Below are 26,283 nucleotides of genomic sequence, written 5' to 3' on the forward strand. Positions count from 1 at the left end.
CCATAGCGCGTGGGATGAGAGTTGAGGAACTTTAGTATAGTCTGGATTTGCAGCGATCAGCAGCGTTGGGACACCTTGCAGTGCCTAGGGTTCAAAGGCACGCAGACTCCCAATATTGACCGCCTGGCGGCGAGGGGCACGGCATTCGCCCGTGCGTATTGTCAGAGCCCTATCTGCACGCCGAGCCGAACGAGCTTTCTGACAGGCTTGTATCCGATCGCACACCAAGTGCATCAGAACGGCGCCGGCACATTTCCTTCGCATCTCGTTTTGCTCCCAAAACTGATGGCGAACGCCGGATACTATACAGGGCACATAGGAAAGCTGCACCTGTCTGCCACACGTGGCATGATAGAAAAGCGCCCCGATGATGGATTTGCCGAGTTCTACTGGAGCCCTGAGCCATTTCCGGAGTGGTCAGGCAACCACGACTATCATGCGTGGATGTGGTCAAAAGGGGTCAATCCCGAAGCCTACTTCAAACCCTATCTTGACCAACACTATGGTCCGGGACCAGCCGCAGAATATCGGCAGGCGCGTTGGGCAGGCGATCGGGCTGAGCGCTTCATCAAGATGCATTCTGATCGTAGTTGGTATTTAGGCGTTAACATCGACGCGCCTCATCCGCCCCTCAATCCCCCGCCAGACTACCTCAGGCGGTTCAATCCAAATGATATGCCTGATCCTGCGTTCAAGCCGATTGATCTCGAGCACCAGAAGAAATTTGAACGAGTCGATCAGCAAGCGAAATTCGCGGTGGATCCTTGGCACGCAGCAACAGACGCGGGTGAGGCGCACAACGACGAATTGGCAGGACCTACGCATGAAGCGCCACCAACGAAGTTCAATATTTGGGAGATGAGAGCGGCCTATCACGCCGAGGTGGCACAGGTGGACGATCTGGTCGGCCGGATACTAGACACTTTGACGGAAACCGGCCAGCTGGATCGCACGATCATCGTCTTCATGAGCGATCATGGTGATATGATGGGCGACCACGGCCTGCTCTACAAAGGCTGCCGGTTCTATGAGGGTGTGGTGCATGTCCCACTTGTGATTTCCGTGCCTGGCAGCCCAGCCCAAGGATCGGTGTCGAATGCACTTGTCGAGCTGGTCGATATTGCGCCCACATTGCTCTCGTTATCGGGGCTTGAGGTCCCAAAGGCCATGCAGGGGCTGTCACTCGACCAGATGCTGCTTGGGAACACTTCACTGGATTGCCATAAGCCATACGTTGTCAGTGAGTATCACAACTCCCTCAGGTTCCGCGGCAGCCGAGGGTCTCGCGCATCGATGTACTATGATGGACGTCACAAACTAAATGTATATCACGATGTTGGAATAGGAGAGCTGTTCGATCATAAAGAGGACCCCAATGAGCATTATGACCTATGGGATAGCCACCATCACAGGGGGTTGAAATACGACCTATTAGGCCGCAGCTTTTCCGCAATGATGCTTAGAAGTGGATCCGGCCCGGAGAGAATTGAGGACTATTGACCTTGGCGGACCGACGCCAGGAAGGTCACGAGCGAGGCATTGTTCTCGCGACCTTGGGGCCGCCCTCGGTCGATTGTCCAGAAATTGTTCGATAATTTATGGTATCTCGCTGCTCTTTCCTTCATTCATAAGGGGTGAGGATTGTGGAAATGAGCGTCAACTCACCTGCAATGAAAGCGGCATCGCACGAGAGCATCTTGGCTCGCCTGCAGGACGACATCGATCGATTGCCCAATGCGCTCGCTCGCATTGCCAAATACATTCTGGAAAACCCGGAAAAGGTGCTGCACCAATCGGTCGCGGAGCTAGGTGAATTCGCGGCCAGTGGTGAAGCGAGCATATTGCGGCTTTGCCGGCAGATAGGCTTTTCCGGCTTCCGCGACTTCAAGCTGGCATTGGCGGCCGAGATTGGCCGCCCGGGACTGCCTCCTACTGCTGCTGGAACTGCGGATAGCGCTCTGCAATCCTTGCACGACACCATGGCGCAAAACCTCAGCATCGCACACAACAATGCCGATTCCGAAACTCTCGCGAAGGTCGCCGCCGCGCTTGCGGCAAGCAGACGGATCGACCTCTACGGCGCCGGAATGTCCGGTATAACGGCAGAACTGCTTGCCTATCGGCTTTTGCGTGTCGGGCTAACGGCCTTTGCGTTCAGGAATTCCAACATGGCTCACGAAGTCGCCAGCGGGCTTAGTCCCGGATGCGTTGCGATCGGCCTTTCGATCTCCGGCCTCACGGTTGACACCGTCCAGTTCCTCAAGGGCGCCCGTTCTGCGGGGGCACTGACCGTCGCCATCACCAACCGCGCCCGCAGCCCGCTCGAGAAAGCGGCTGACTTCACCCTGCAGGCCTCCGGCCTTCAAGACCACCCGATCGGCGGCACCCTAACATCGACGATCGGCAAGATCTTTGTGATCGAAAGCCTCATGCTGGCGCTCGGAAAGGCGATGGATAAACCGGTTGCCAAATGAAATTAAACTCCATATTGTCACGAAAATGAAATAAAGCACCGATAGAAGTCACGCCCACCGAAAGGGAACTCGGAATGGCAGCGTTAGACCTTCACATCGACGACATCGGCAAGCGGTTTGGCGCGATTGATGTCCTGCGCGGCATCTGTCTAAGGGTTGCTGCGGGGGAGTTTGTGACACTGCTGGGGCCGTCCGGGTGTGGTAAATCAACGCTTCTTCGGATCATCGCGGGGCTGGAGCGTGCCGACCAGGGCCATGTGCGTGCAGGCGGCAGGGGGCTGGACGCGGTGGCGCCGAAGGACCGCGACCTAGCCTTCGTGTTCCAGAGCTACGCCCTTTATCCGCATCTGAGCGTGCACGACAACATTGCTGCCCCGCTGGTCATGCGTGAGCTAAGCAGCTTGGAACGGCTTCCTGTGATTGGCGCGCTGCTGCCCGGAGCCATCCAACGCAAACGCTCGATCCAGGAGCGGGTCCGGCAGACATCAGGGCTTCTCAAGCTCGACGCGCTGCTCGAGCGTCGACCGTCGGCGCTGTCGGGCGGGCAGCGCCAGCGCGTGGCTTTGGGACGCGCCATGGTGCGCAAGCCGAAGATCTTCCTGATGGACGAACCCTTGGCAAACCTGGACGCAGCGCTGCGCATCCATACGCGTGGCGAGATCGCACGGCTTCACAAGGAAATGGAAACGACGACTATCTTCGTTACCCATGACCAGGCCGAGGCGGCAGCGCTTTCAGACCGCGTCGCAGTCATCTTTGGCGGCGAACTCCGTCAGGTCGCAGCCCCTGCCGATCTCTATCGCGAACCCGTCGATCTAGACGTAGCGCGCTTCCTGGCGCAGCCATTCCTGAACGAGCTGGCAGTGGCCGCACCTATAGGCGGCGCGCTCATGATCGGCGGCAGCAGGATCATCATTCGCGATGCGCTCGGATCCGGGCTGGCCGGAACGCTGGCCTTCCGCCCCGAGCATGCGACCCTGGCTGAGAAGGATCATCCAGGAGCCCTGCCGGTTCGCGTCACGCGCATTGAGCACGCAGGGATCGACGCTCACGTCTTTGTCGATGCCGAGGCCGGCGCTCAGTTCGTCGCCCGCATTTCCGCCGAGCGCGCGCGATCACTGCGTGACGGCGACAATCTGGGACTGACCATCGACGCTGAACAGGCATGGTTCTTTCCTTCCAACGGCTCGCGCCAGCGTGGCGATCACAGCGGGGCAGCCTGACATGGCCTTAGCCAACGACATTCCGCTCAGTTCCTTAGCTCCGAACACTGCAGGCAGCTACCGGCCGGCTCGGGCCCAGGCGCAAGCTGGCATAATTCTGTCCGTGCCGGCGACGCTGTTGCTTGTTGCCCTTGTCATCGGACCCGCCATTCTTGTCTTCTTTCTGTCCTTCACGAATGCGTCGCTCGGCTTGGCCGGAATCCAATTCATCGGGGTTGCTAATTATACGCGCATGTTGACCGACCCTGGCTTTGCTCAGAGTCTGCGCAACACCGCGCTCTATGTGGCTGTGGTCGTGCCGACGGCAATCGGGTGGGGGCTGCTCGTCGCCGTTTTGATCGCTAGATCGCGGTTCGCAGTTCTCTATCGAACCGCTTACTTTCTGCCCGTGGCTGCAAGCTTGGTTGCTCTCGCGACCGCGTGGGAAGCAATCCTGCATCCAAGTCTGGGTTTTGCCAACACGCTGCTGCAGCTCCTGGGCGCATCGCCCGTCAGGTTCCTGTCCGACCCGGCGACGGCCATATATGCGCTCGCGGCGATCGGCGTCTGGCAGTTGGTTGGCTTCAACATGATCCTTTTCCTGGCTGGCCTTTCGACCATTCCAGAGGAGCTCTACGAAGCTGCGACTATCGACGGGGCGGACAGGGGACTGAAGCGCTTCCTTCTGGTCACCTGGCCGATGCTGGCGCCAGTTACGGTGTTCGTCACCGTGATGACAATTATCCGCGCCTTTTCGGTTTTCGAAACGGTCGCGGTCCTCACACAGGGAGGGCCGATGAAATCTACCTCCGTCGTTCTTTACACTTTTTATGAAGAAGGTTTCCGCTTCTTCCGCGTCGGATATGCTTCTGCGATCTCCGTTTCCTTTTTTGTCTTCGTGACTTTCCTGTCGCTCGTCCAGATGCGCGTCTCCGAGCGTCGGGCGCGCTGGAAAGCAAATGGAGGCCAGTGATGATCCTGGGGCAATCTTCCTCTTCCCGCATTGTCTCGCATGCTGTGCTTGTCACCGGCGCGATCATCATGGTCTTTCCGTTTCTGTGGATGATCCTTGCCTCGCTGACGCCACAGAGCGAGATCTTTGACGGCAGCCTGCTTCCAACGCCGACCCTTCACGGCGCAATCGACAATTACGGCACTGCGCTCTCGGCAATTCCGCTGCTTCGGTTCATGGCAAATGGCTTTGTCGTGTGTCTGGCAATTCTTGTGTTGCAGATCGCGATCGCCATCCCATGCGGCTATGCGCTGGCCAAGCTGTCCTTCCCGGGCCGCCCTATTCTGCTTGTCGGCGTCCTGCTCGGCCTTCTGGTGCCGGTGCAGATACCAACCATCCCGATCTACATAGCCCTCGCAAAATCCGGACTGCTCGACAGCTATGCCGCTCTGGTTCTGCCCTGGATCATTTCGGTGTTTGCCATCTTCCTGTTCCGGCAGTTCTTCGTGACCTTTCCCGATGAGGTGCTCGACGCGGCGCGGCTCGACGGTTTCAGCGAGCTATCGATCGCCTGGCGGATCATGCTGCCAGCAGCTTGGCCGGCCGTCGTCTCCTTCTCGATCTTCTCTATCGTGGCCCATTGGAACGATCTTTATTGGCCAATGGTGGTGATAACCAATCCCGACATGATGACGGCTTCGCTCGGCATTGCCTATTTCCGGCAGGCCGGCGAGGGCGCCGGAAATGTCGGTGCGCTGATGGCGGGGGGCGTTCTCGTAACTGCTCCCTTGGTCTCTTTTTTCCTTCTCATGCAGAAACACTTCATCCGAGGTCTGGTGCTCGGCCGACACTAGCTCCGTCTCTAAAAACCCCCATCTCAAAACTCAGGAGAGCAATGTGAAAACAGTTGCAATGATCCTTGCTGCCGGTGTCGCAGCGGCAGCCATGCCAGCGCAAGCCGAGACGAAACTCAATGTCTATTACGCCTGGCCCGAACACGAAGTGATCCACAAGCCGATTGCAGACCGCTTCATGGCGGACCACCCGGAAATCAAGATCAGCTTCCGCGCTGCTGCGCCGAGTTATGACGAAGCTGTCCAGACGTTGATTCGTCAGAGCATGGCAGGCGAGTTGCCGGACGTTCACTATGTCGGCTTTAACGTGCTCCGTCCGCTCGTCACGCGCGGGCTCGTAAAGCCCATCGACGATCTCGTTGCCGCCGATCACCTGGCCGATAAGGGCTACACGGAACAAATCCTGTCTCTGGCAAGAATCGAGGGCCATCTGTACGGACTTCCCTTCGCCATGTCGACGCCGGTCGTTTATTACAATGCCGATCTCGTGAAGCAGGCGGGCGGCGACCCCGACAAGGTTCCGACCGATTGGGACAGCTTCGTCGCACTGGCCGGCAAGGTCGGCGCGCTCGGCAATGGAACGTCCGGCATGTATTACCAGCTCGGCTCGGACGACTGGGCCACGCAGAACCTGGTACGCAACTTCGGCGGCCAGATGATGAACGACAAGGAGAGCGACATCGCTTTTGACGGTCCTGCAGGCCAGGCTGCCGTCAAGCTGTTCAAGCGGTTCCACACCGACGGCGCTCAGCCGGCGATCGACTCCCATGCCGCCCGGCAGCTCTTCACCTCTGGCAAGCTCGGCTTCTTCTTCGCCTCTGCCGGCAGTGTGAGCGGTTTCGAAGGTGAAATTGGAGATCGGTTCAAGCTCCGCACAGCCAAGCAGCCGCTCGGCGCTGAAGATGCGACGATGCCGACGGGCGGCATGGTTGCGATAATCCTTACCGACGATCCCGCCAAGCGCGCCGCCGCCTGGGACTACGTCAAGTTCACCACAAGTCCTGAAGGCCAGAGCATTGTCGTGCCGAATACTGGTTATATGCCGACCAACACGCTTGCCCTCGACAAGGATCATCTCGCCGGCTTCTACGATAAGCACCCGAACTGGTACACCAGCGTGCTTCAGACGCCCCGCGCCCGCCCGTGGTTCTCCTGGCCTGGTGATAACGGCGTGCAGATCGGGGAGGTCCTCCGCGACGAGATGACGGCTATTGCGCTTGGATCCAAGGAACCGGAAGCCGCTCTCGCAGACATGGTGTCCGAGGTTCGCGCACTCCTGCCGAAAACGAACTGATCGCCTCGTCCGAGACGCTGCACGCTCCTGTGCGGCATCCCTCCCTTTTTCGGGATTATCCATGAAACTCATTCATCTGACCGACCCCCATCTTGTGCCGTTAGGCGCCATGCTCTTCGGCTTCGATCCTGCCCAACGGCTTCGCAAGACCATTGAGCGCATCAACCGCGATCACGCCGACGCCGAGCTTTGCGTCGTGACTGGCGATCTCACTGACGAGGGAGATTTCGCTTCCTATGTCCTACTTCGCGAGGTGCTGCAGGAACTGCGCGTGCCCGCCCGCCTTCTGCTCGGCAATCACGACAGCCGCGAGAATTTTGTTCGGGCGTTTCCTGGAGAGCCGCGCGATGAGAACGGCTTTATCCAGTCGGTTCACGACGGATCTGCCGGGCGCCTCATTTTTCTCGACACATTGGTGGAAGGTTTCGGTCATGGCTCCTTGGACGATGGTCGGCTCGAGTGGCTGCTGGCCCGGGTGGCCGAGGCGTCGGATGTGCGGGCCTACCTCTTCGTCCATCATCCGCTGCAGCCGATCGGCCTGCCGCATTTCGAACCCTGGAGCACCGAGAATTGGCGCCCGATCATGCAGGCGATTGTCAGCGCCGGCAATGTGCGGCACATTTTCCACGGCCATGTGCATGTCGATGTTGGCGGCACCTGGAGCGGCATCCCTTTCAGTGCAAACCGCGGCGTGGCGCATCAGATCATTCCACATTTCACGCGGAGAGACGCGGACTTCGTCGAGGATGCGCCCGCTTTTGACATCGCGATAATCGACGTTGATGGGGTCCTGGTGCATCGCTTCGAAGTTAGCGACCGACATGTGGTCGAGGTCTCCGCAGAAGGTTGGGTTCCCGAGGGCATGCAATGAATCAACAGGCCTCTTATGAACTGGTCATCTTCGATTGCGACGGCGTTCTGATCGATAGCGAGACGCTGGCAAGTCGAATCGATGCCGAAGAACTTACCCGCATTGGCTATCCCATGTCGTATTCTGATGTGATTCTGCGGTTTACCGGCCTTTCCTCAGCCACCATGCGGAAAATGATCGAAGAAGACTGGGGCCGCCCTCTACCCAGCGACTTCGACGTCATCGTGCAATCCCGGATAAAGGAAAGCTACCAGACGGAACTGCAAGCGATCAGCGGCATTGACCAACTCCTGCATCAGTTGCGATTGCCGCGCTGCGTCGCATCGAGCAGCGCCCCCGACAAGCTGCGGCTTGGTCTTGAACTGACGGAACTTTGGGCATACTTCCATCCCCACGTGTTCAGCTCCGCCATGGTAAAGGCCGGTAAGCCTGCACCGGACCTCTTCCTGTTCGCTGCCGCCCAGATGGGCACTAAGGCAGCGCGCTGCGTCGTTGTCGAGGACAGCATTGCAGGCGTTCGAGCCGGTGTGGCCGCGGGGATGATGGTGATCGGTTTCACCGCGGGCGGCCACTGCCACGACGACCACGGTCAACGATTGCTGTCAGCCGGCGCTGCGGTGGTCGCGCGATCAGCCGAAGAACTTAGCGTCCTGCTGATGACGAGCGAAGTCCAGCCCAATACAAAATGGCAGGAGGCGGACCCGGTGGCAGCAGGTGCCGTAAGGTGAACTGCAGCAGCTTCCCATCCACTCAACCCCACAAAAATGTCTTCCTATACCGACTGTCCCGGCGATTCCGTCCACTTGACATAAATCCGAACAAAGCTCCCTTGCATTCGATATCGGCGAAGTCTGACAGGCGGATGCGGCATGGGGCGGGCGCGCGCAAGCGACACTCAACGGTGTTCGACCGAGCTGCTCACAAATCACAATTGAGGGTCAAGAAGGAGCATTCGTGTCTGCGTGGGGGAACTCACCGGAGCTCGAAGCACAGGCCCGTGGCACCGTTTCGATGATGGACGAGTTACTTCATGATCAACCGAAAGCGATAGCGACCGAGGTCCCTTATGCGGCCCGAGCATTTACAACTCGCGACATTTATTGGCCGTTCGTCGGTCAACTGTTTGCTTGGAATCGAACACCTCGATCCGGGCGGCAGAGAGGGTCGACCCCTCACTGCTCACGGTTCGCTGTCAGACGCCTGGAATAGATGGTCACCACAACGACGGCAATCAAGTGGCCTGACGCAGCAGCGGTCTCTTGTCCCACTTCCTCCCAGGGTCGGGCCCAATCTGAGTGTGGAGCAATGCAGAAAATCATTCATATCACGGATCCTCATTTTGTTGCCCCTGGCAAGACGCTTTACGGCATCGATCCGGCGCAGAGATTGCGCGACACCTTGGACCATGTCTCGCGCGTACACGCAGATGCCAAGCTCATCCTTATTACCGGCGATCTTGCTGATACAGGCGATCCAGCCGCTTACGCACTCTTGCGCGAGATCTTGTCGGAGGTCCGGCTCCCGGTCCATTTGACGATCGGCAACCACGATGACCGCGGCGCATTTCGAGGCGTATTCGGCGGGGAAGGATTCGTTCAGGCGGCTGTCGACTTGCACGACTGGCTCGTCGTCTTGCTCGACACAAAGGACGACATCAGCCATTTCGGTTGTCTTGACGGTGGCCGGTTTGAATGGCTGCAGGACCAGCTTTTCCGTGCCGCCGGCCGACCAGTCGTGGTTGCTATGCACCATACGCCGGCGGATTTGCATGTGCCTTGTTTTAAGACGAGCGATATGAAGGAGTCCGATCGGCTCCTTTCCATCCTTCGGAAAAACGCATCGGTCCGCCACATGCTCTTTGGTCACCGGCATGTTGCTGCAGCAGGCAGTTTGTCGGGCATATCGTTTACTGCCAGCCGTGGCACGGCGCAGCATATCGTTCTGGACTGGGAACAATATGGCAAGCCCATATTTGTGGCGGCTGCGCCATCATACGATGTCGTCATGTTGGACGGATCGGATGTCGTTGTCCATCGTCACGAGGGACTTGATCAGCTGCCTGTCATTCGTCCCGGTGATCCGAAATGATGGCTTCACCATCGATCAAAACGTCCGATCGGTCGCGGCCTCGACTGATCATCTTCGATTTTGACGGCACCCTTGCGGAGACGGAAATCGTAGCATCGGAGGTGATTTCGGCAAAACTTGCCGCGGAAGGTTTCCAGGTGCATCCAGATGAAATAACGGCAACGCTCTCCGGTGTTGAGCGAGACGATCAACAACGGCATCTGGAAAGACTTGTCGGTGTAAGCCTGCCGAAGAACTTCATGGAAACGGCCGCGGCTGAGATCCAGCTGGCCGCCTCTGGGATCCTGTCGGCGACACCTGGCGCGGTTGAACTGCTCCAGTGGCTTTCCATTCCCTTTTGTGTCGCATCGAACACATCTCGTTTCGAACTCATCCACCGCATGAGAGCCGCCAATCTCTTGGGGCTTGTAGGCTCACGGTTCTTCTCCTCCGATGACATCGGTGTCCGGAAGCCTGACCCTTCTGTGCTGCTATTGGCGGCGGAAATCATGGGCGTGTCTGCCAGAGAGTGCCTTGTCATTGAGGACAGCGTCATCGGTCTTAGTGCCGCGCGAAATGCAAATATGCGCTACTGCGCATTCGGGGGCGCCCGCCACCATACGAGTCGACTGAGGAATGACCTCCGGACCTTTGAGCCGGAGGCATTGTTGCTGAACTTGGCGGAACTTAAAGGTTTGCTTTGCCCAATGTAGAAAGAGGGCAGCGGCGTGGACGGTCCGCCCGCGCCTGCATCCGGAACACCATACCCCGGCGGGCAGTGCAATGGCGGACAGGTCATCAAGCTTGGTGCGGGATGCGGTATGCGGTCTGGTCGCCAGCGGGCCTAGCTCACAATCCAGAATCGCGCATTTTGTTGCCTAAAACCCCGAGCTTCTTGGGGACTTATCTATCTCCAAACTCGTAAGTCAAACAAACAGCGGAGAAGCGTCGGTTTTGCGTTTTTGCCGTACTCTTGGCCTCTCTGGGTTTCGCGAGTTCAGGGTGGCGTTACCGGGGAGATTGAGCGCGATAAAGCCCGGCGACTGACACAGCACCTCGCCACTGAACTCGCATGTAAGACCGGAAATTGCGAACCTGAGCGCGGCCTTCCTACATTCGGTTGAGGCCTCAGCTCGCCTTCTCGACTACGCCCAGATCGAGCGCCTGACGGAGCGACTACAGAGTGCTACGCGTGTCGAAGCTCTTGGTATGGGCGTCTCCGCAATCTGCGCAGAGCTACTGTCACAGCCGCCTGATCTGGCTGGGGACCCCGGATTGTGAACATCGCTCGCGGTCTGGCTCATGGGCTGGACGCTTCGGCTTATGCTATCGGCATCTCCTATGAAAGATATGAGCGAGAGGCCGTCGCCTTTCTCAGAACTGGCCGCGACCGAGGAGCGCATACGCTTGCAATAACGACGCGTGACAAATCGCCAGTCTCTGGGGTGGCGCATGAGGTGCTCCTACTCAGCTCCGGCGCGGGCCCTGGCCGAACCTGGACCGGCAACGCTTATGCCTTCAATGGCTCTTCTGAGTGAGTGCATCGCCGAGTGTCTGAAGGGGCACAGAAATCCCAATGCCTCGCGAACCAAAGCATAGCTGTGCGAACGCTTGGTAAGATCTCTGTTGGTGCCAACACCGCCTTCAGCGAAGCCTTCCTTTCGCTCTTCAGATCGCCAAGTGTAGTTTTAGTCGAAGCCGGGCCTCTCCGAGGGCAATGACAAGAGATGCCACCCCGGGAAGTTCCGTCAGAACGGTCGCTCCGTTAGTGACGACGGCCGTCGTGCGGCGACCACCGAAGTATGGTCTACGAACAAAGCGAGGGCCAAGCGCAAACTGGTGAAACGACAGATGTACGGCCGCGGCAAGTTGGATCTGCTAAGGGCCGTTAGTCGGCGCTGTAAAGAAATGTCACCGAGAGTGGGTCAAAGCCCCCGTGGTAAGCGCTCGCCGGGCGGAACTGGTCAGGGTTGCGCAGTCCGCTAGTCTAGCGTGGCGAAGCGACGAGCGCAGGAAATGGTTTGCGCGCAGCTCAGGTGCGTCGAGCGCCTAACGCCTCCTAGATCTTTCCGCGTCCGGTCCTCTGAGGCTTCCCGGTAGTGTGCTGAGAGTTCTGCAAATTCGCTGAGAGGGGGCGGTCATGGCAGGCTGGTGATGTTCAACGTCACCTGATTCCCGCGAAGGAACGCCACCATGACCCAAGACTGAAAGTAAGACCGCCAGCGCCGCCGTCAAAGACATTCTGCTTTCGGACCCGCAAGGTCTGCACGAAGTGATCCGGGCGGTGATGCAGGAGGTGCTCGAGGCCGAGATGGACGAGGCTCTGGGTGCTTCGAAAGGCGAGCGCACACCGGAGCGGCTCGGCTATCGCTCGGGTTATTATGGCCGCACTCTTGTCACCCGTGTCGGCAAGCTTGAGCTGCGAGTTCCGCAGGACCGGGCCCGCCGCTTCTCCACCGAGCTTTTCGAGCGTTACCAGCGTTCGGAGCGGGCCTTGGTGGCCACGCTTGCGGAGATGTATGTGCAGGGCGTGTCGACCCGCAAGGTCAAGGCGATAACGGAAGAGCTGTGCGGCCATGCCTTCTCGGCCTCGTCCATCTCGGCCATCAACAAACGCCTGGACGAGAGCCTGAAAGCGTTTGCCGAGCGCCCGCTTCAAGAGCCTTTTGCCTACCTCATCCTCGATGCTCGCTACGAGAAGGTGCGCGAGGCCGGCATCGTCATGAGCCAGGCGGTGCTGATCGCTGTCGGCATAGACTGGGACGGCCGGCGTCAGATCCTGGCCGTGGAGATGGCCAATCGTGAGAGCCGCTCGGCCTGGAGGGACTTTCTCGTTGGCTTGAAGGCGCGCGGCCTCAAGGGCGTCGAGCTGGTCGTGTCAGACGATCATGCCGGCCTGGTCGCGGCGATCGGCGAGGTGATCCCGGAAGCGGCATGGCAGCGCTGCTACGTGCACTTCCTCAGGAACGCGCTCGATCACCTGCCGAGAAAGCATGGCGACGATTGCCTGCAGGAACTGCGCTGGCTCTACGACCGGCGCGATCTCGCCGAGGCCAAGGCCGATCTCGCCGCATGGCTTTCCAAATGGTCGGCCCGCTACCCACGACTGACGACATGGGTGGAGGAGACCATCGAGTACACGCTGACCTTCTTTCGTCTGCCACGCCAGCACCACAAGCATCTCAAGAGCACCAACATGCTTGAACGGCTCAACGAGGAAATCCGGCGCCGCACCTATATCGTGCGCATCTTTCCAAACTCACAGAGCTGCCTACGCCTCGTCAGGGCGCTGGCCGTCGAAACCAACGAAAACTGGATGGAGGCCAACCGCTACATCAACATGGACGACCTGCGCGAGCACAAGAAGCTCACTCTGCGCCAAGCCGCATGACCAGCACCATGGCCGCCCCTTTTTGCAGAACTTGACGCACACAACCGGCTTCCGCATCCGAGCGCCGCGGCTGGCCATGGTCACACCTCATACGCATGGTGTATGCAGCTGAGGCGGCGCGCGGTGCATGCGTCATGTCCGGATGTCGAGAAATAGCACGCCGCAGAAACTCAAATTCTGCTAATCGAACGTTCAAAGGACGTCGAAAAAAGGGGAAGCGTAGAGATGTGGTTCTGCAAAAATGCGGCCCAATGTCGTCGGACAGAAATGCCCAGTTTGGCTATTGAAGCCAAGAAGAACGCAAAAGCCGATGCAGCCTACGACGCGGTACTTCAATTGCTCTACAGCAAATCCCACATGCCGGGGCAGCATCTCAGCGATAAAGAGCTAGCGTCCGACCTCAACATCGGCCGGACTCCTATACGCGAAGCACTTATCCGACTTGCAGCGGAAGGGAAGATCGTGTCCTTTCCTCAAAGGGGCTACTTTACGAGACCTCTGGTCGAGTGGGTTCTATTGGACTCGTATGTGGTGGCGCGCGAAACACTTACCTTCGCCCTAACTCGTACACGGACTCACCCTCTCGACCGAACCGCCCCCTCTGGTGAGTTATCTCCAACGGAGCTCGCTCTTCGAGCGGAAGAAATATTCACTGACATAGCTCTGGGGGCATGTAATTGCGAAATCTGCCATATCATCGACAAGTTCTGTTTCTGCTCTCATGCCCTTCGCATGGAAATAACCGCGTCTGAGCTTTCCCCGGCTTTTCGAACCAGTCTTGCAAGGCTAACTGACGCAATGCCTCAGCTCGGCAAGACTACGAGCGCAGTGGCATCCGCATTGACTAACCACCTTGATGTAGAACAGCGCGCAGTGTCGCGCGCTTTGCAAAATATGAGCAGGAGACAGCTGGCAAACTTCACGTTTACAAAGAAGTATTGGTGAGCGATTTTCGCCGACATCAGCCGAGTAGCTGAGCCATTCGGCTTGGGCCGTCGCAGGAGGGCTGCGGGTCCCGTGCGATATGATGCTGGAGGCGGTCAAGACACGCTTCGGATCGACGAGGGTGCCTCATCCGATCGAGACCTGTCGGAAAATGGCACCCCTACACCGGCAAGGAACACGCGCCTTCGCCTCTGCGCTGACCGCGTTACTTGCTCCACGCCCGTGAAGCGCCCCACTCCAGCGACGTGTCGGAAGCCTGGGTCAAAACCTTCAAGCGTGATTGCGTTCGCATCACTCCTTGCATGATCACCCATGGTTCTCCGCCAGATCGCCCGGTGGGATGACTACAACGAGATACATCCTCACTGAGCGCTCAGAATACGATCCCGGGAGAGGTCATTCTGACACAAACCCACTAGCCGGAGTGTTCGCGAAAGGGGCTACTAACATTGGACGCCGGCCCTCGGTCCGGCGAGTGCTTCAACCAATTACGGAAGCTCGGGGTGCTCCCAGCTCGCCAAGGTTGGCTGATTATCTGGCCCGCGGCTTTGGCGGGATGATATTCCTGCGCATCCGCGCTGCGCTTTTTATCTTTTAAATGGTGCCGGTACGAGAGGCTGAAAAAGCAACCTCGCGTTGTCACTTCCGATACTAAAATATCTCAGATAGGAGGCTAAAGGTAGGCGGAGAATAAATAATATATCCATAAATATATTTCAGAGGACCACTTCCCATTCTTGTCAGGGGCTATTAGGTGTTGATTTACGAAGGAGGGACTGAATCGTTCAGCGAGTTCATTTCCGACGAGGTTGACGCCTCATACGCCGGTTGCGAGCTTGAAAGCTCTTTCCTGAACTCAACGTAGCGAGGGCGCTACGGCGCCCAGCCTGTTCTCAGGAGCGACTCTGCTCTTGTGGGTTAGCCGAGCCTCGTTGCAAGACGCAAAAGTATGCGAGAGACGGTTCGGTTCGGCTCGTGACTTCGCGAGTGGCCGATGGCCGATGTAACACAACCAGGCTTGATCATATGACCAAGGATGTAAGCTTAGCCACGGCAGCAAGCACACGATGCGTCCACCAGAAGGACACTTCTCTTGCGCTCTTTGGAGGAGATCCCACGGTGCCGGCTGGGCGAGTTGTTCTTTGGCCAGCTGCGAAACGTAAACATTTGAAGGCGCTCGCAAATGTTGTCGAAAGCGGCAAATATCATCGCGTCAATCACCCTATGGTGATTGAGCTCGAAAAGCGGCTAGCGGATTGGTCGGGTAACTGGTCTGTGCGCGCCGTTGGAAGCGGCACAGCCGCTATTCACGTGGCTCTCGACTACTACCGGAACCGAGGTCGCCGAGTCGTTACGTCGGCTTTGAACTGGCCGGGAGCCGTCGGCCCAATCGCGATCAGTGGACTCGAACCGGTCTTTGTCGATGTTGAGCCAGACCTTGCCGGAGTTGATGAGAAGATGGCGGCCTCCCTCATCAAGCCAGGTGACGCGGCGACGCTCATAACTCATCTGTTCGGAAATAACCTCTTGGTTCCCAGCTTGAGATTCGCGGCGCGAGCGCGAGGCGTGGCGATTATCGATGATGTTTGCCAATCAATTGGCGCTGCGAAAGATATTGTCAATGGAGCTTACTTGGAGAGCGATGCACTCTCTCTCTCCGGCAACGGAGCTAAACACCTCGGGGCAGGTGAGCTTGGATTTGTCCTGACGAGGGACCCTGCTCTGATCCACCATGTAGATAATGTTTCGCTGACAAGCTCGTCGCGATGTGGAGCTAGGATATTCTCCCCGAACTCCAAAGGCTACAATTACCGACCCAATGTATTCTCTGCTGCCATTGCTAATCACAGGCTCAAGCAGCTTGACCGGCAGCTTAAAAAAAGGCGAAGGAATGCTAGGTTCCTTTGGCAGGAGATTGGCCACCTCTCAGGGCTTCTGCCTCTTTTCGATCCAGCAGATCATCAACAATCGATGCTGAATCTCCCGTTGCGTCTTGAGCCGGAAAAGCTCGGTTTTCTACCTGGCCCTACGGCCAGGGATTTCATCATTAAGCTTCTTCAAGCCGAGGGAGTTCCCGTTGCGGTCTGGCTGACGAAGCCCGTCTTTGAATATCTGCCGGATATCTGCGGCCAATGGTCAAGGACCGATTTTCCAAACGCCATGAAGATATTGAACACCATGTTTTACGTGTCGGAGATCGCTCCACCAAACGACGTTGAAGTGATGAAATTGTACGCGGCCGCGTTTCAAAAGGTCTGGGCAGCGCTTCCAAACCTAGCTTCGAAAATTCCTGAGATCGTATCTGTTGCCTGAGGGCGGGATGGCAAGCCGATGGACTGCTCAATAAAAGGTTTTCCACCATATGGCTTTTCGATTGTTCTCAAATTCGGCGGGAGCATCATGCGTGATCTTGCCGTGTGTAAGCTCGCACTGGCTGAACTTGAGCGTCTCGCCGATAAGGGCCATCGAATCCTACTTGTTCCAGGCGGCGGCATCCCGGACAAAGCAATTGAGGCGATTGATGCAGCCGAGCGATTAGATCCGTGTACCGCGCATCATGCGTGTGCTCTAGCACAGGACCAAACGGGGTATTTGCTTGCGGATGCCGCCTTCTCTTCCAAACTAGTTCCATCGGCCAGCCTAGGCGAATGCCGAACTCTCGCGAGACTTGGGAAGATTCCAGTGCTGCTGCCTTCCCGTTTGCTGTTTGCGGCTGACCCAGTGGAATGGAGTTGGGACGTCACATCCGACGCCGTTGCCGCGTGGATCGCTTGGTTAACTGGGGCACCACAGCTGGTGATTTTGACAGATGTCGATGGCGTGTATCGCGGTGGAGCAACCGACGATCCCGCTGCACTTATAGAGCAGATCGCTGCTCAAGATCTTGTCCTTCTCGGCCACACCTCGATTGACGCCTGCGCGGTCGAATTCATGGCGAAGAAAAGCCTTCCCGGCGTTGTGATTAATGCCCGTCATCCCGCTCGTCTCGCCGATTGGCTGGAAGGGAGACGCGTTAGAGCGACTAGGATCACCGTCGCGAGCAGGAAGGCCCATATCACAAGCGACCCTTTGGGGGGGGCGGCATGATGTCATCCACGGCGCTGATAGTGTATGGCCCGGAAGTCGCGCGCTCTGGCCTAACCTCGCTGCTCGACGAATTTATTCGCCGGCGAACCGGTTTGGAACTCTCGGAACGGTTCTTTTCGATTCATAGTCGCAAATCCATTGATGCGTTTTATACCCTTACCTGTTCCACCGGCGGGAAGCATTGGCCATTGGTGCTGGACTTATTCGACATGCGTCCGGTTTGCGCCACGATCTGGAGCGGACCTAATGCGCTGCACTTGTCGCAAAAACTGAAGGGTAACACACAGCCGGCCCAGGCTTTATCCGGCACCGTACGTAGTCTCTTTTTCTGCGATAATCCCGTGACGAACCTCCTTCATGTGAGCGATAGTCATCAAGTAATGGATGCTGAGCTGAGAATACTTAGGTGCCGGTCGTTGGGCGACGAAGCGACTGCTTGGATTTCTCTCGATTCCGGCTACATTGCCCATTCATCTTTCCAAATGTTGCTAAACGTTCTCGGCGACAGGGGAGCTGCGCCGATGCCGGACAATCGGAGTGATGGTAGCGCGTTTGCCCACGCAAGATTCTGTTACGACAGAGCACTCCTAACCGCAGCAAAGTCGGGCCTAACGACAGCCGTCCAGCGGTATTTCCAGGGGGATCGAGCCGGTCTAGAAGGCCTCTTCCGGTATGCACCCCTCCGCTCATCTTGGGACCGCCTCATTCTTGAGGCCGGTCTGTTTTCAATGCCTCTTTGGAATTGCTTACTGAAGCGAACCGTTGATGCCGTCGAGCCGGGAAAACAACCAGGCATGGCACCGCGCCGGAAGGCCGGAGAACAATGAGCGAACTTGATCGTATCAGGACAACGCTTCGGACAAGTCAACAAGCCACTTTCCCGCGTCAGATGCAGGCATTCGGACTGGATCTGGTCGTACAGGAAGGGGTTTTTCCTCCAGAGCACTTCCAGAGTTGGCGTTGGATTAGCGAGAATTTTCCCCCATTCGACGGAAAGACCCTCTTAGAAATCGGCTGCGGTTTCGGTCTTCCCGGCCTTCTGTTGGCAAAGACTGGCGCGCTGTCGTTGCTGACTTGTGACATCAATCCGAGGGCCGTCGCGAACACGTTGGAGAATGCTGCAAGAAACGGCATTAGTAACGTCGAGGTCATCGCAAGCGATATATTTAACAATGTTCCACCTGGCAGAAGGTTCGACATCATATTTTGGAACTACCCGTCGAGCTACGCTCCAGAAGATTACGAGTTTGTCCACGACCTCGAAGGTGGTGCGATCGATCCAGGGTACAACTTGCTCGAGAGATTTCTTTCAGATGGCCCAAGGTTCCTTACGGAATCAGGTCGTATCGTTCTTGGGTTCGGCACTAATGCCCGTGACGACCTTCTTGAAAAGATTGCGGGTTCAAATGATCTCACATCTGTGCTTCTGCGAGCCGGGACCTATCCCGACGTCAACGTAACTTACAGGCTGTTCTCAATATCAAAGAAGGCCACAAGCGCATGATGCCCGAGCTGATGCGCATTGCGTTGGTCGCCATTTCGCGCAATCGGAGCAAAGATAGCTGGGTAGCGGGCAGTAGCGTCCTTTCGCAGTTCATCCAGCGTGCGCCGAACGACATTGACATTCATCATGTCAATTTGGCCGCATTCAATCAGGCTGTGGATAAGGATACCAGGGCTCTGGCGGACGCGGGGTTCTCCATTGCCACATCGCGACCTGCCGACGCGGAGCTGGAGATCGTATTCTTGAGATCGAACGGGACCCTGGCGATAAATTGGGTTCTCGAACAGGAACGACCGACGGCGTTAATCAACGATCCGCTTTTTGGGACAAGGGCGAGTTTCGCGGACGTCATCGCGCGAAAGGTCGAGATGCACCTGGAGAACCACCATTCGAAGCACAGGGATGATCTCCTTGCACTCCTGGAGCATTCCGCCTCAATCTCGGCCGAAATGAGTCTGGACCAATTGGTTGGTAGCATCTCCGCGCTAGACCTCGCGAAATACGTCAATACCAACCTTCGTGGCAGCACGCGATAGATGTCAGCCCCCAATCTCCCGCGAATTCCCGAACACCGTGGCAAACGTAGAAGTGGACATGGAAGAAGCTCGACCTGGTCCACCGATCTGCCGACCGGCAAAAGGAGCCGCTGACTTGCTGTCGGTGAAGAAGGAAGCTAGGATCTTGCCTGCCTTCCTGCGTCCCACGCTGCTGCGGCCGACCCATGCCCTCTCGAGGCCCTCCAGCGCCACTCAGTCGGCGAGCGCGCCGTCGAACCTTGCGCATGGACCGCCTAGGTCACGGAGTCGACCTGGTGCTGCAGCCTTGCCAACGACGAGGAACCTGCCTTGTCCTCCGGTTTGATCCCGGTGTAGTAGTTCGTCAGCTTCTCAATTGTTGAAGCTTCCCCTATGATCACCAAACACCCGCGCGCCGTGGCAAGAGGGTTGCTCGGTGAGTTCGTCGTTTCCATGTAACAAGCACGCAGTACGCACAGTCGAAAGTGCGGTTCAAGTTTATCGCTTCAATGGCTCGTGCACGCGAGCACGCGCGACGAAGACCGAGGTGGGATCCGGAAATAACCTCGGAACTGCCCGAATTGGCCTTGGTGGGGATTCAGACTTCCGCCATCTGCAGACACTGGCAAAGATATTCGCTCAGCAACACCAGAGGCGGCACGTGCATCGCCGACCCGGCCTGTGGCCAAGCCTCAGCCGAGGTAAACAATACCACCTCGTCCGCAGTCCGGGCGATCGGGCAGTCAACGCGGGTCGTAATGGCAATCGTGTATGCTCCGGTTTCGCGCGCAATAGCCAGAAAATCCTTGGTTTCCACAGTGTGGCCACGCGACGAAATGCCAATGGCGAGGCTCAACGAGCCAAGCCCTCGCGCGAGAGCGTGAGACACGGTGGCGGACCCCGAGCAATGTGCGGGGAAACCTAGGCAGATCAGTCGCATGGCCAGAATATCAGCGCAGACGGATGACGGCCCCGTGCCGAACAGTTCGACGCGTCGGGCCGCTCGGATGCGGTTGGCAAACCCACTAATTTGAAGGTCGTCAAAACCACGAGCGGACGCGGAAATTGAGTTTTGTAAAGCAGAACTGAGGATGGCGATCCGAGGAGCTGTGTCTACAGCTTCTGATGGCGCGCGTTCAGCCAGTTCGCCGCTCAACTTCCGCCGCTCAATTTCGCCGCTAAGCGCAATCTTAAACTCGCGAAATCCCGAGAGTCCCAAGGTTCGGCAAAATCTTACAATTGAAGCAGAACCGGTAGCGGTGTTGCGCGCAAGGTCGGCAATGGACAGCGCCAGAACAGCCTCGGGGTCTTGTGCAACATACAGAGCTATACGTGCGAGCGCATTCGGAGCCGTGTTAATTGCATCATAGATGATGTCTAGCAGCAATTTCTGTGTATGTCGGGGCTTCCGCATGTGTCTTAGTGTTCGTTCCAAGCTGGCAGTCGACCCGCGAAGGCCTAGCAAAGCCCTGCATATTCGAGTCTCGCTGACGGTTCACTGACGCAGATCATAGACAAGGTCGATATCGGATTCCGGCTGCCGCTCCGTTCGCGCCCATGTCTCGGCAGTCGGGGCAATGGACGCGAGGGCATGCGCTCGGCCGCTCGCGAGGCGGTCTTGCGAGTGGCCTCGTTTAACGACGTCTTCTGGCCCGATGCTGTCAATGGAGCTTACTTTACTGGCTGCGCATGCGCCGCGCAAACCGTGGTGTCCTCGTCGTCAGGGCAGTGGGGACGACTGCACGGCAACGCAAGCGGTGCCGTCTGGGAAAATATATTCATTAGTATATTGGCGACATAACCAATCTTACTTGCGTTCTTCTATGATTAGGTTCATCGTCCGATCGAAAACGGGGGCATGACAAGGTGACTACATCTCTAGGGAACGCCGACGTGGCGTTTGGTAAATAGCTCATCTCAGCAAGTTGGCCACGAGCTTGCCGATGCCACCCGTACTAGCGGTTCGTCTCGCGGCTAGCGCATGCGACGGGCTTTACTTCTCTGGTACGGCAACAGAGGGCGCGACTGCTTGGGGTCAAGCTGGTCAGGAACTTGTCCTGTCGCGCATTGGCTCCGGCTGTTTAAAAAAGCCGCTGCAACAGTGAGGAAACCACAATGTTTCACCCGCTTCCAGAAGAGCTGCGCGATATCGCGGGTCAACCCTTTCCACTTTATCCCTGCTCGAATGAATCTTGGTCAATCAAGCCGACGGCCGGCCGCTCAAGCTCGCGGGTTATGATATGTTCCATTCCGAAGGCGGGCACCCACCTATATGCCCGTCTGCTTGGACTGCTCGGGCTTGTACAGTCCGATGTGTTCTTTAATAAAGACTATCTTGGAGACTTCCGCTTTGTGGATGTCGAGCGAGCTCGCTTCACTCATTCCGAAAATATTCTATGGATACCGATCGAGATATCCTCGCGCTTTATTCAGCCCGGTCAGTTTGGCTATGGGCATCTACCGTGCGACATCGGCACTCGCCATTGTTTAGCGGATTTCAAGATCGTCTTTCTTTCGCGCGAAATGCGTGCGGCAATTGTGTCGCAGATGCGATATGTAGGTGACAGCGATTGGTGCCCGCCTGAGAGGGCTGAGATTACGTGGCGCAATGAGCCGGACGGACCTGACAAAATGCTGAAGTACTTCGATGAGATCGCGCCTTTCATTTTCAATGATCGCTGCCATCCAGTGGCACCGTGGGCGGATCAGGAGAATGTTCTTGGATTGAGCTATGAGCAGATCATAGGCGACCAAGGACGCGAAGTTCAGCTCGAGACCATTCGCAGAATTGTAGAGTTTTGCGAGATCGAGCGGCCGCCGCAGCCTGAGCTGATCTTAAACCAGCTAATCGGACAGCAGACCTTCACCCTGTCCAGCGGGCGAACTTCGTGGGAGGCTTGCTGGAATGCCGAGATCGAGGCGCGGTTTACCGCGCTGGGAGGGACGAGACTCAACGAGCGATTCGGATTTGGTTCGAGATAGATTTCAGGCTGTCGCAGAGCCCGGCGATGGCAGGTACGCTCGGAGCCGCTCGCCGGACGTTTATGCGAGCGATATTCTGGAAAGGCGCGCTGACCACTGCCCACCTGCCGCCCGCGCAATCACTTCCTGAAGTGCCGACATCGCGATTGGCGCGGGGCTTGCAAGGACCCTTGGTGCAACGTTCGACCGGAGCGCAGCGACGGGAGATGCCCGGGAGGGAGGAACCTGCCTCGATCCGGTTAGGAGACAAGAATTGTTGAATATAATCCCGCACACCGCAGCGCGAGTCCCGCGCGCCCTAAGCCCTCTTATCCCAGCTTTACGTGCAGGTGTTTGCTGCAGTCACGCTCAGCCATCGCACTCGGCCGCCTGAAGCCGCTCGGCGAACGGCGACCGCGGGGGCAGTTCGCACGCACACAGCGCCGCTCACGGATGGGTCGGCTGTTGGGCCCAGCCATCCCACCGCATCTCTTCGAATAGCACGAGCCCCTTGACCTCCCGTCATCCGCGAACAGCGGGTGAGGCATTAAAGCGGTGCCCCCTTTGACGTCAAAAGGCCAGCCGTTGCCGCCCTGCCGTTCACTGTTAATTGGAGCCTAACCATGCCTTACGCCAAAAGCCGGCCGTATCGCTCTTTCAGCCCTAGCCCTGCTTTTTTTCGGGCTGGCGACGCAATATGGTCCAGTTGCCAAAGACTACGTGCGCCAGCATGAAAACCATAGCCGGCTCGTCGCGTTTTGGCGGAAGCTCATTCCAGAGCGGCGCGACGCACTCTTAAACGACGCCGCTGCGCCAACTGCTGGCAACCCGAATGGCGACGTCCCTCTCGTCTTATTTTTGGACTACAACTGCCCGCGGTGCCGGGCGGAAGACCGTACAATCCAGCAAGCCCTCAAGCATGATCCCATGCTGAAGGTTGTCTACAAACATTGTCCGGGCAAGAGACCGGGTTCCAAATTTGCCGCACTGGCGGCGCTCGCCTCCAGCAAACAGGGAAAATATGAGGCGTTCCATCACGCCCTTATGGCTGCTCGCGGCCAGCTCAGCCAATTCGACATCTTGACTATCGCACGACACGTTGGCCTCGAGGTTGAGCAGCTCAAGCGGGACATGGAAGACCGCGCCATCGAAAACGTCCTCGAGCGCAATTGCGCGCTCGCCAAGGAGCTGTACATCAACGTCACGCCGGCGTTGGTTCTCGGCGACGAAGTGATTTCAGGTGTGCTCAAGATTCACACGCTGGAACGCTTCATCGCCACAGAGCGGGAAGAAGCTAAGCGTCGTGCCGGATCACAACTTCGGCATTTTGACAGCGTGGCGGCCGGTGCGATCCCGTTCTTTGGCCACGAGTGCCGCTTCTCGCGCCGGGCCAAATCTCTTATATGGCCCGGCAACGCGGTGCTAGCGTGCAAAGTCCTGCATTCAGCTCGCTTTCCTCAACTTGGCCGAACGCGATCGCACAGCTCGGGATCTATTCAGCCGGTCCTGGTGTTTCCGTTCCGCCATCGGCGTCTTTCACCGAAGCCTCGCCAGAAGATAGGCGGGAGGCGCGCCGACGCCTGCTTCAGATCGCGGCCGGCGCGACGATGATCGTCATGGGCTCTCGCCCCCCTGGGGTGATCGTACAAGTCCCGATTGTCAGAAGAATCTGTTGACGTGGACGCCTCGGCGCCAAGCTCGCGCCACCTGTCGACAGCGCGGCCCTTGGCGTGTTGGATAAAGCCGCAAAGCGGTTGCAAGAAATCCCGTTCGGATTGACGAAAATGACGGTGGCCGCACCCATGCACCTCGATCATGCCATTCAAGGCCGAGGCTCTGGTCGAGGTCACCTCATTGAGGATGACGGCGGCCGGAATTGCCTGGATCAAGCAGCCAACCGTGGTGCGCGACACCTCATTTATTGAATTGAGGGTGGCGCCGGTGTTCCGGCATTGAAGTCCTGATATCAATTGTGCGACAGGCTGCCTCATCGAACCGCTGGCGGAGGCAAGCGTGGGCTGCAGCACCAGATCACAGGCATGCCGCCAGCGAGGCCATCCCATGTGCTTAATGGCCATGCCGCCAAGATCGAATTCGCTACCCGCATGAAACCTTGGTGTGGTGGAGGTGTTGAGAGGCACCTGCGCTAGGCTGGCGAACGGTTAGAAGCGGGCAAAACCCGTAGCTCAGCTCATAGCCCGCCTAAACAAAGGCGGGCATCGTAGAAGGCCGCAGTCCTTCGGACTTAGGTCCAAAAGAGCGGCCCAGGTGATTTCGCAAGCCGGGCGGGGGTTTGCGCCGTTCGCATCAAGAGCTGTCCGCCCGGCCAATTCTGTCCCTCACATAAGCTGGCGGTCAGCCGCAAACGGTATACCAGCTGTCGAATCGGCCATTGTTTGGAGCCGCACACAGAGCGCCGTAACAAACCTTCTCACCCTTGAAGTAGGCCAGGAACTGCAGCAAATGCGATATTTCGTCCTGTTCATCTTGGTCCCGGATACGCTCCGGACCGCCCTGCGATTTCAATGCCATCTCGATCAACTCGATCGCCCGATCTTTGTTGCCGCTCTCGTGATAGTACAGGGCTGCCAAACGATAAGGCAGGAGCTTACGTTTGTCGCTTTCCGGGGGATTCAGTGCCAGGATGTGTTCGGACAGCTGTTTTCCCATCGCCAAGCGCTCAGCAGACGGAAAGTGCGAATGGTCAAGATTCGGAAAGAAGAGCTCGTCTAACGCCGCAACCATCCAATTCTCGGAGTTTCTGTTGATCGCGTCGCGAACGAATTGGCGCATGACGGGCAAGCCGACCTGCATGTCCTTCATTTTGTGAAGCAACAGATTCACATGAGAACGGCGGAAACCGAGGTTGTCCGGCATCAAGGCGATGCCTTCTTCGATCGCCGAGAGCGCCGTCTTCCAATCCTTTTTCTCCACCGCCGCCCGATATCTGTCCTTGATCGGCTTCTTCAGCGCTTGTTCGCGCGCTATGGGTTCGCCTTCCGCGATCCGCTCCGCATCGGCGGATTTTGCCTGATCGCTGGTGCGCCAGCTGCCGTTAAGCACCTTCGGCAAGACCTCATCGAGTTCCGTCGGTTCACCAATAAAGGCGATGCAGCCGTCTCGGTCGACCACGAAACTGGTGGGAATCCAGAAAGAAAAGCTGGGCTCCATCCAAAGCTTGTCCATTTCGCCTGTGGAGTCGAATGCGATCCGATAGTTCAGATTCGGGAACTTTTCCGTCAACCAAGCGTCCAACGTGCTTCGGGCCTCATCGGCCGTTGGAGCGCGTTCACTAGCCGCGACTCCTACGATCTCAACGCCGCTTTCCCTGTATTTCTCCTGCAGCTGCATCAGATGGGGCATCCCGTCCACACACGAACCGCACCAAGTTGCCCAAAATTCGACGATGTACACTTTGCCGGGCTCGAAGCTGGTGAGGGGCTCGCCACGCAGCCAGGTTTCCGCTTGAATCGAAGGAGCCGGGGACTCGATCTGCAACACCACGTTGTTCTCCAAAGCCGTTGTCAAAGGTTGTGAGATTTTCTGCACGAGCTTATTTCCCTCTCAGAGACGGCACACGGTTCAGGGGAGAGAACATCCTCGTCTGCTCCATTGCATACCGTCCTGCTGCAAGCGTTGCAAGGTCCATGCCAGCGGGCTCAGCGCGCAAGTGCATGAATATGCTTTGAAAAACCTCCGCAGTGCCCGGATGGCGGTTGGATTGAACCTGACAAGTTTCTGCCTTTGTCAGGTTTTGAACGCGCATTGCCCGTGTTTCGCGCCGCCAGAAAAGCGTGGCCCATCCGCACGATCCTGAAGCCCAAACCGTCGAACACGTGCGACACCGCCGCAATATGTCGTGCCATGCATCGATGCCAAGCGCCTCGGCGTTGAGCTCGCAGCACGCCAGAACATCATCGACGAGACGTTCAAGCTCGACCCGGGAACGGGAAAACGGCCCGAGGTTTGGCCTTGGTCGGGACGGCCGAACGGCAATATCGCCGAGAGGGAAAGACGCAGAAGAAGATCATCACACCCGGCGAGCCGAAAGTGTCGGCAAGCCATCGCAGAAGGCAGCAAACATGCAGGCCCAGACGTATCGCTGGGCGATCTGAGGGAGTGGCATACGTTGCGCGCCTGGTGCAGAAATTGCTCGCATCATGCCG

21 protein-coding genes and 2 pseudogenes are annotated in these 26,283 nt (G+C 57.6%); 21 read left to right on the forward strand and 2 right to left on the reverse strand.

Features of this window, described 5'->3' with window-relative positions; translation table 11 throughout:
* The first annotated feature begins 21 nt into the window (after positions 1–21).
* The 18 genes and pseudogenes from E5X88_RS29560 to E5X88_RS29640 all read left to right on the forward strand — a co-directional run bounded on the left by E5X88_RS29560 (position 22) and on the right by E5X88_RS29640 (position 19,177).
* Positions 22–1,500 carry a sulfatase-like hydrolase/transferase gene (locus tag E5X88_RS29560; RefSeq protein ID WP_091597859.1) on the forward strand — a complete coding sequence of 493 codons (1,479 nt, stop codon included), beginning with the start codon at positions 22–24 and terminating at the stop codon, positions 1,498–1,500.
* 149 nt (positions 1,501–1,649) lie between these two features.
* The gene (locus E5X88_RS29565; RefSeq protein WP_051695325.1) at positions 1,650–2,474 is read left to right on the forward strand and encodes a MurR/RpiR family transcriptional regulator; all 825 of its coding nucleotides are present in this window, start codon (positions 1,650–1,652) and stop codon (positions 2,472–2,474) included.
* 74 nt (positions 2,475–2,548) lie between these two features.
* Positions 2,549–3,697, forward strand: a complete 1,149-nt coding sequence (locus E5X88_RS29570; protein WP_091597856.1) for an ABC transporter ATP-binding protein — start codon at positions 2,549–2,551, stop codon at positions 3,695–3,697.
* Between the two features lies 1 nt (position 3,698).
* The gene (locus E5X88_RS29575) at positions 3,699–4,649 is read left to right on the forward strand and encodes a carbohydrate ABC transporter permease (RefSeq protein WP_091597853.1); all 951 of its coding nucleotides are present in this window, start codon (positions 3,699–3,701) and stop codon (positions 4,647–4,649) included.
* A complete protein-coding gene (locus tag E5X88_RS29580) occupies positions 4,649–5,482 on the forward strand; it encodes a carbohydrate ABC transporter permease (RefSeq protein ID WP_029354774.1) in 834 nt (277 codons plus the stop codon). Before E5X88_RS29575 ends, E5X88_RS29580 begins: the two co-directional genes overlap by 1 nt.
* A gap of 58 nt (positions 5,483–5,540) precedes the next feature.
* Positions 5,541–6,776 carry an ABC transporter substrate-binding protein gene (locus tag E5X88_RS29585; protein WP_236387751.1) on the forward strand — a complete coding sequence of 412 codons (1,236 nt, stop codon included), beginning with the start codon at positions 5,541–5,543 and terminating at the stop codon, positions 6,774–6,776.
* 61 nt (positions 6,777–6,837) lie between these two features.
* Positions 6,838–7,647 (forward strand): phosphodiesterase, encoded by an 810-nt coding sequence (locus E5X88_RS29590; RefSeq protein ID WP_091597850.1) that lies wholly within the window; start codon positions 6,838–6,840, stop codon positions 7,645–7,647.
* On the forward strand, positions 7,644–8,375 hold the full coding sequence (locus E5X88_RS29595) for an HAD family hydrolase (RefSeq protein WP_051695327.1): 732 nt from the start codon (positions 7,644–7,646) through the stop codon (positions 8,373–8,375). Before E5X88_RS29590 ends, E5X88_RS29595 begins: the two co-directional genes overlap by 4 nt.
* A 577-nt stretch (positions 8,376–8,952) precedes the next feature.
* On the forward strand, positions 8,953–9,735 hold the full coding sequence (locus E5X88_RS29600; protein WP_029354781.1) for a metallophosphoesterase: 783 nt from the start codon (positions 8,953–8,955) through the stop codon (positions 9,733–9,735).
* Positions 9,732–10,427 (forward strand): HAD-IA family hydrolase, encoded by a 696-nt coding sequence (locus tag E5X88_RS29605; protein ID WP_091597848.1) that lies wholly within the window; start codon positions 9,732–9,734, stop codon positions 10,425–10,427. Before E5X88_RS29600 ends, E5X88_RS29605 begins: the two co-directional genes overlap by 4 nt.
* A 184-nt stretch (positions 10,428–10,611) precedes the next feature.
* Positions 10,612–10,761: pseudogene (locus E5X88_RS33755) on the forward strand (hypothetical protein); the annotation flags it as partial.
* 1,153 nt (positions 10,762–11,914) lie between these two features.
* A pseudogene (locus E5X88_RS29610) lies at positions 11,915–13,105 on the forward strand (IS256 family transposase); the annotation flags it as partial.
* Positions 13,106–13,330: 225 nt separating this feature from the next.
* Positions 13,331–14,050 carry a GntR family transcriptional regulator gene (locus tag E5X88_RS29615; protein ID WP_029354792.1) on the forward strand — a complete coding sequence of 240 codons (720 nt, stop codon included), beginning with the start codon at positions 13,331–13,333 and terminating at the stop codon, positions 14,048–14,050.
* 1,026 nt (positions 14,051–15,076) lie between these two features.
* Complete coding sequence (locus tag E5X88_RS29620) at positions 15,077–16,363, forward strand: DegT/DnrJ/EryC1/StrS family aminotransferase (RefSeq protein WP_095521241.1); 1,287 nt, start codon at positions 15,077–15,079, stop codon at positions 16,361–16,363.
* Positions 16,364–16,381: 18 nt separating this feature from the next.
* Positions 16,382–17,137, forward strand: a complete 756-nt coding sequence (locus tag E5X88_RS29625) for an aspartate kinase (RefSeq protein ID WP_127282364.1) — start codon at positions 16,382–16,384, stop codon at positions 17,135–17,137.
* Positions 17,134–17,964 (forward strand): nucleoside-diphosphate kinase, encoded by an 831-nt coding sequence (locus E5X88_RS29630; protein WP_236370659.1) that lies wholly within the window; start codon positions 17,134–17,136, stop codon positions 17,962–17,964. Before E5X88_RS29625 ends, E5X88_RS29630 begins: the two co-directional genes overlap by 4 nt.
* On the forward strand, positions 17,961–18,641 hold the full coding sequence (locus E5X88_RS29635) for a methyltransferase (protein WP_128179619.1): 681 nt from the start codon (positions 17,961–17,963) through the stop codon (positions 18,639–18,641). Before E5X88_RS29630 ends, E5X88_RS29635 begins: the two co-directional genes overlap by 4 nt.
* Positions 18,638–19,177 carry a hypothetical protein gene (locus tag E5X88_RS29640; protein ID WP_051695334.1) on the forward strand — a complete coding sequence of 180 codons (540 nt, stop codon included), beginning with the start codon at positions 18,638–18,640 and terminating at the stop codon, positions 19,175–19,177. The genes E5X88_RS29635 and E5X88_RS29640 overlap by 4 nt, the downstream gene beginning before the upstream one ends.
* Before the next feature lie 577 nt (positions 19,178–19,754).
* Here the strand turns inward: E5X88_RS29640 and E5X88_RS29645 are convergent.
* Positions 19,755–20,543, reverse strand: coding sequence for a MurR/RpiR family transcriptional regulator (locus tag E5X88_RS29645; protein WP_164746656.1), 789 nt, complete (start codon positions 20,541–20,543; stop codon positions 19,755–19,757).
* A 728-nt stretch (positions 20,544–21,271) separates the two neighbouring features.
* Between E5X88_RS29645 and E5X88_RS29650 the strand changes: the two genes are divergently transcribed.
* From E5X88_RS29650 to E5X88_RS29660, 3 genes are all read left to right on the forward strand, one after another.
* Positions 21,272–22,138: a sulfotransferase domain-containing protein gene (locus tag E5X88_RS29650; RefSeq protein WP_108722861.1), complete on the forward strand. Its 867-nt coding sequence runs from the start codon at positions 21,272–21,274 to the stop codon at positions 22,136–22,138.
* Between the two features lie 699 nt (positions 22,139–22,837).
* Positions 22,838–23,728, forward strand: coding sequence for a DsbA family protein (locus tag E5X88_RS29655; protein WP_245460609.1), 891 nt, complete (start codon positions 22,838–22,840; stop codon positions 23,726–23,728).
* 204 nt (positions 23,729–23,932) lie between these two features.
* Positions 23,933–24,073 carry a hypothetical protein gene (locus E5X88_RS29660; RefSeq protein ID WP_164746818.1) on the forward strand — a complete coding sequence of 47 codons (141 nt, stop codon included), beginning with the start codon at positions 23,933–23,935 and terminating at the stop codon, positions 24,071–24,073.
* Between the two features lie 399 nt (positions 24,074–24,472).
* Here E5X88_RS29660 and E5X88_RS29665 read toward each other — a convergent pair whose 3' ends face one another.
* A complete protein-coding gene (locus E5X88_RS29665; protein WP_245460610.1) occupies positions 24,473–25,666 on the reverse strand; it encodes a TlpA disulfide reductase family protein in 1,194 nt (397 codons plus the stop codon).
* Positions 25,667–26,283: the final 617 nt, after the last annotated feature.

This window comes from Mesorhizobium sp., assembly GCF_004962245.1.
In the GTDB taxonomy this organism is placed as follows: Bacteria; Pseudomonadota; Alphaproteobacteria; order Rhizobiales; family Rhizobiaceae; genus Mesorhizobium.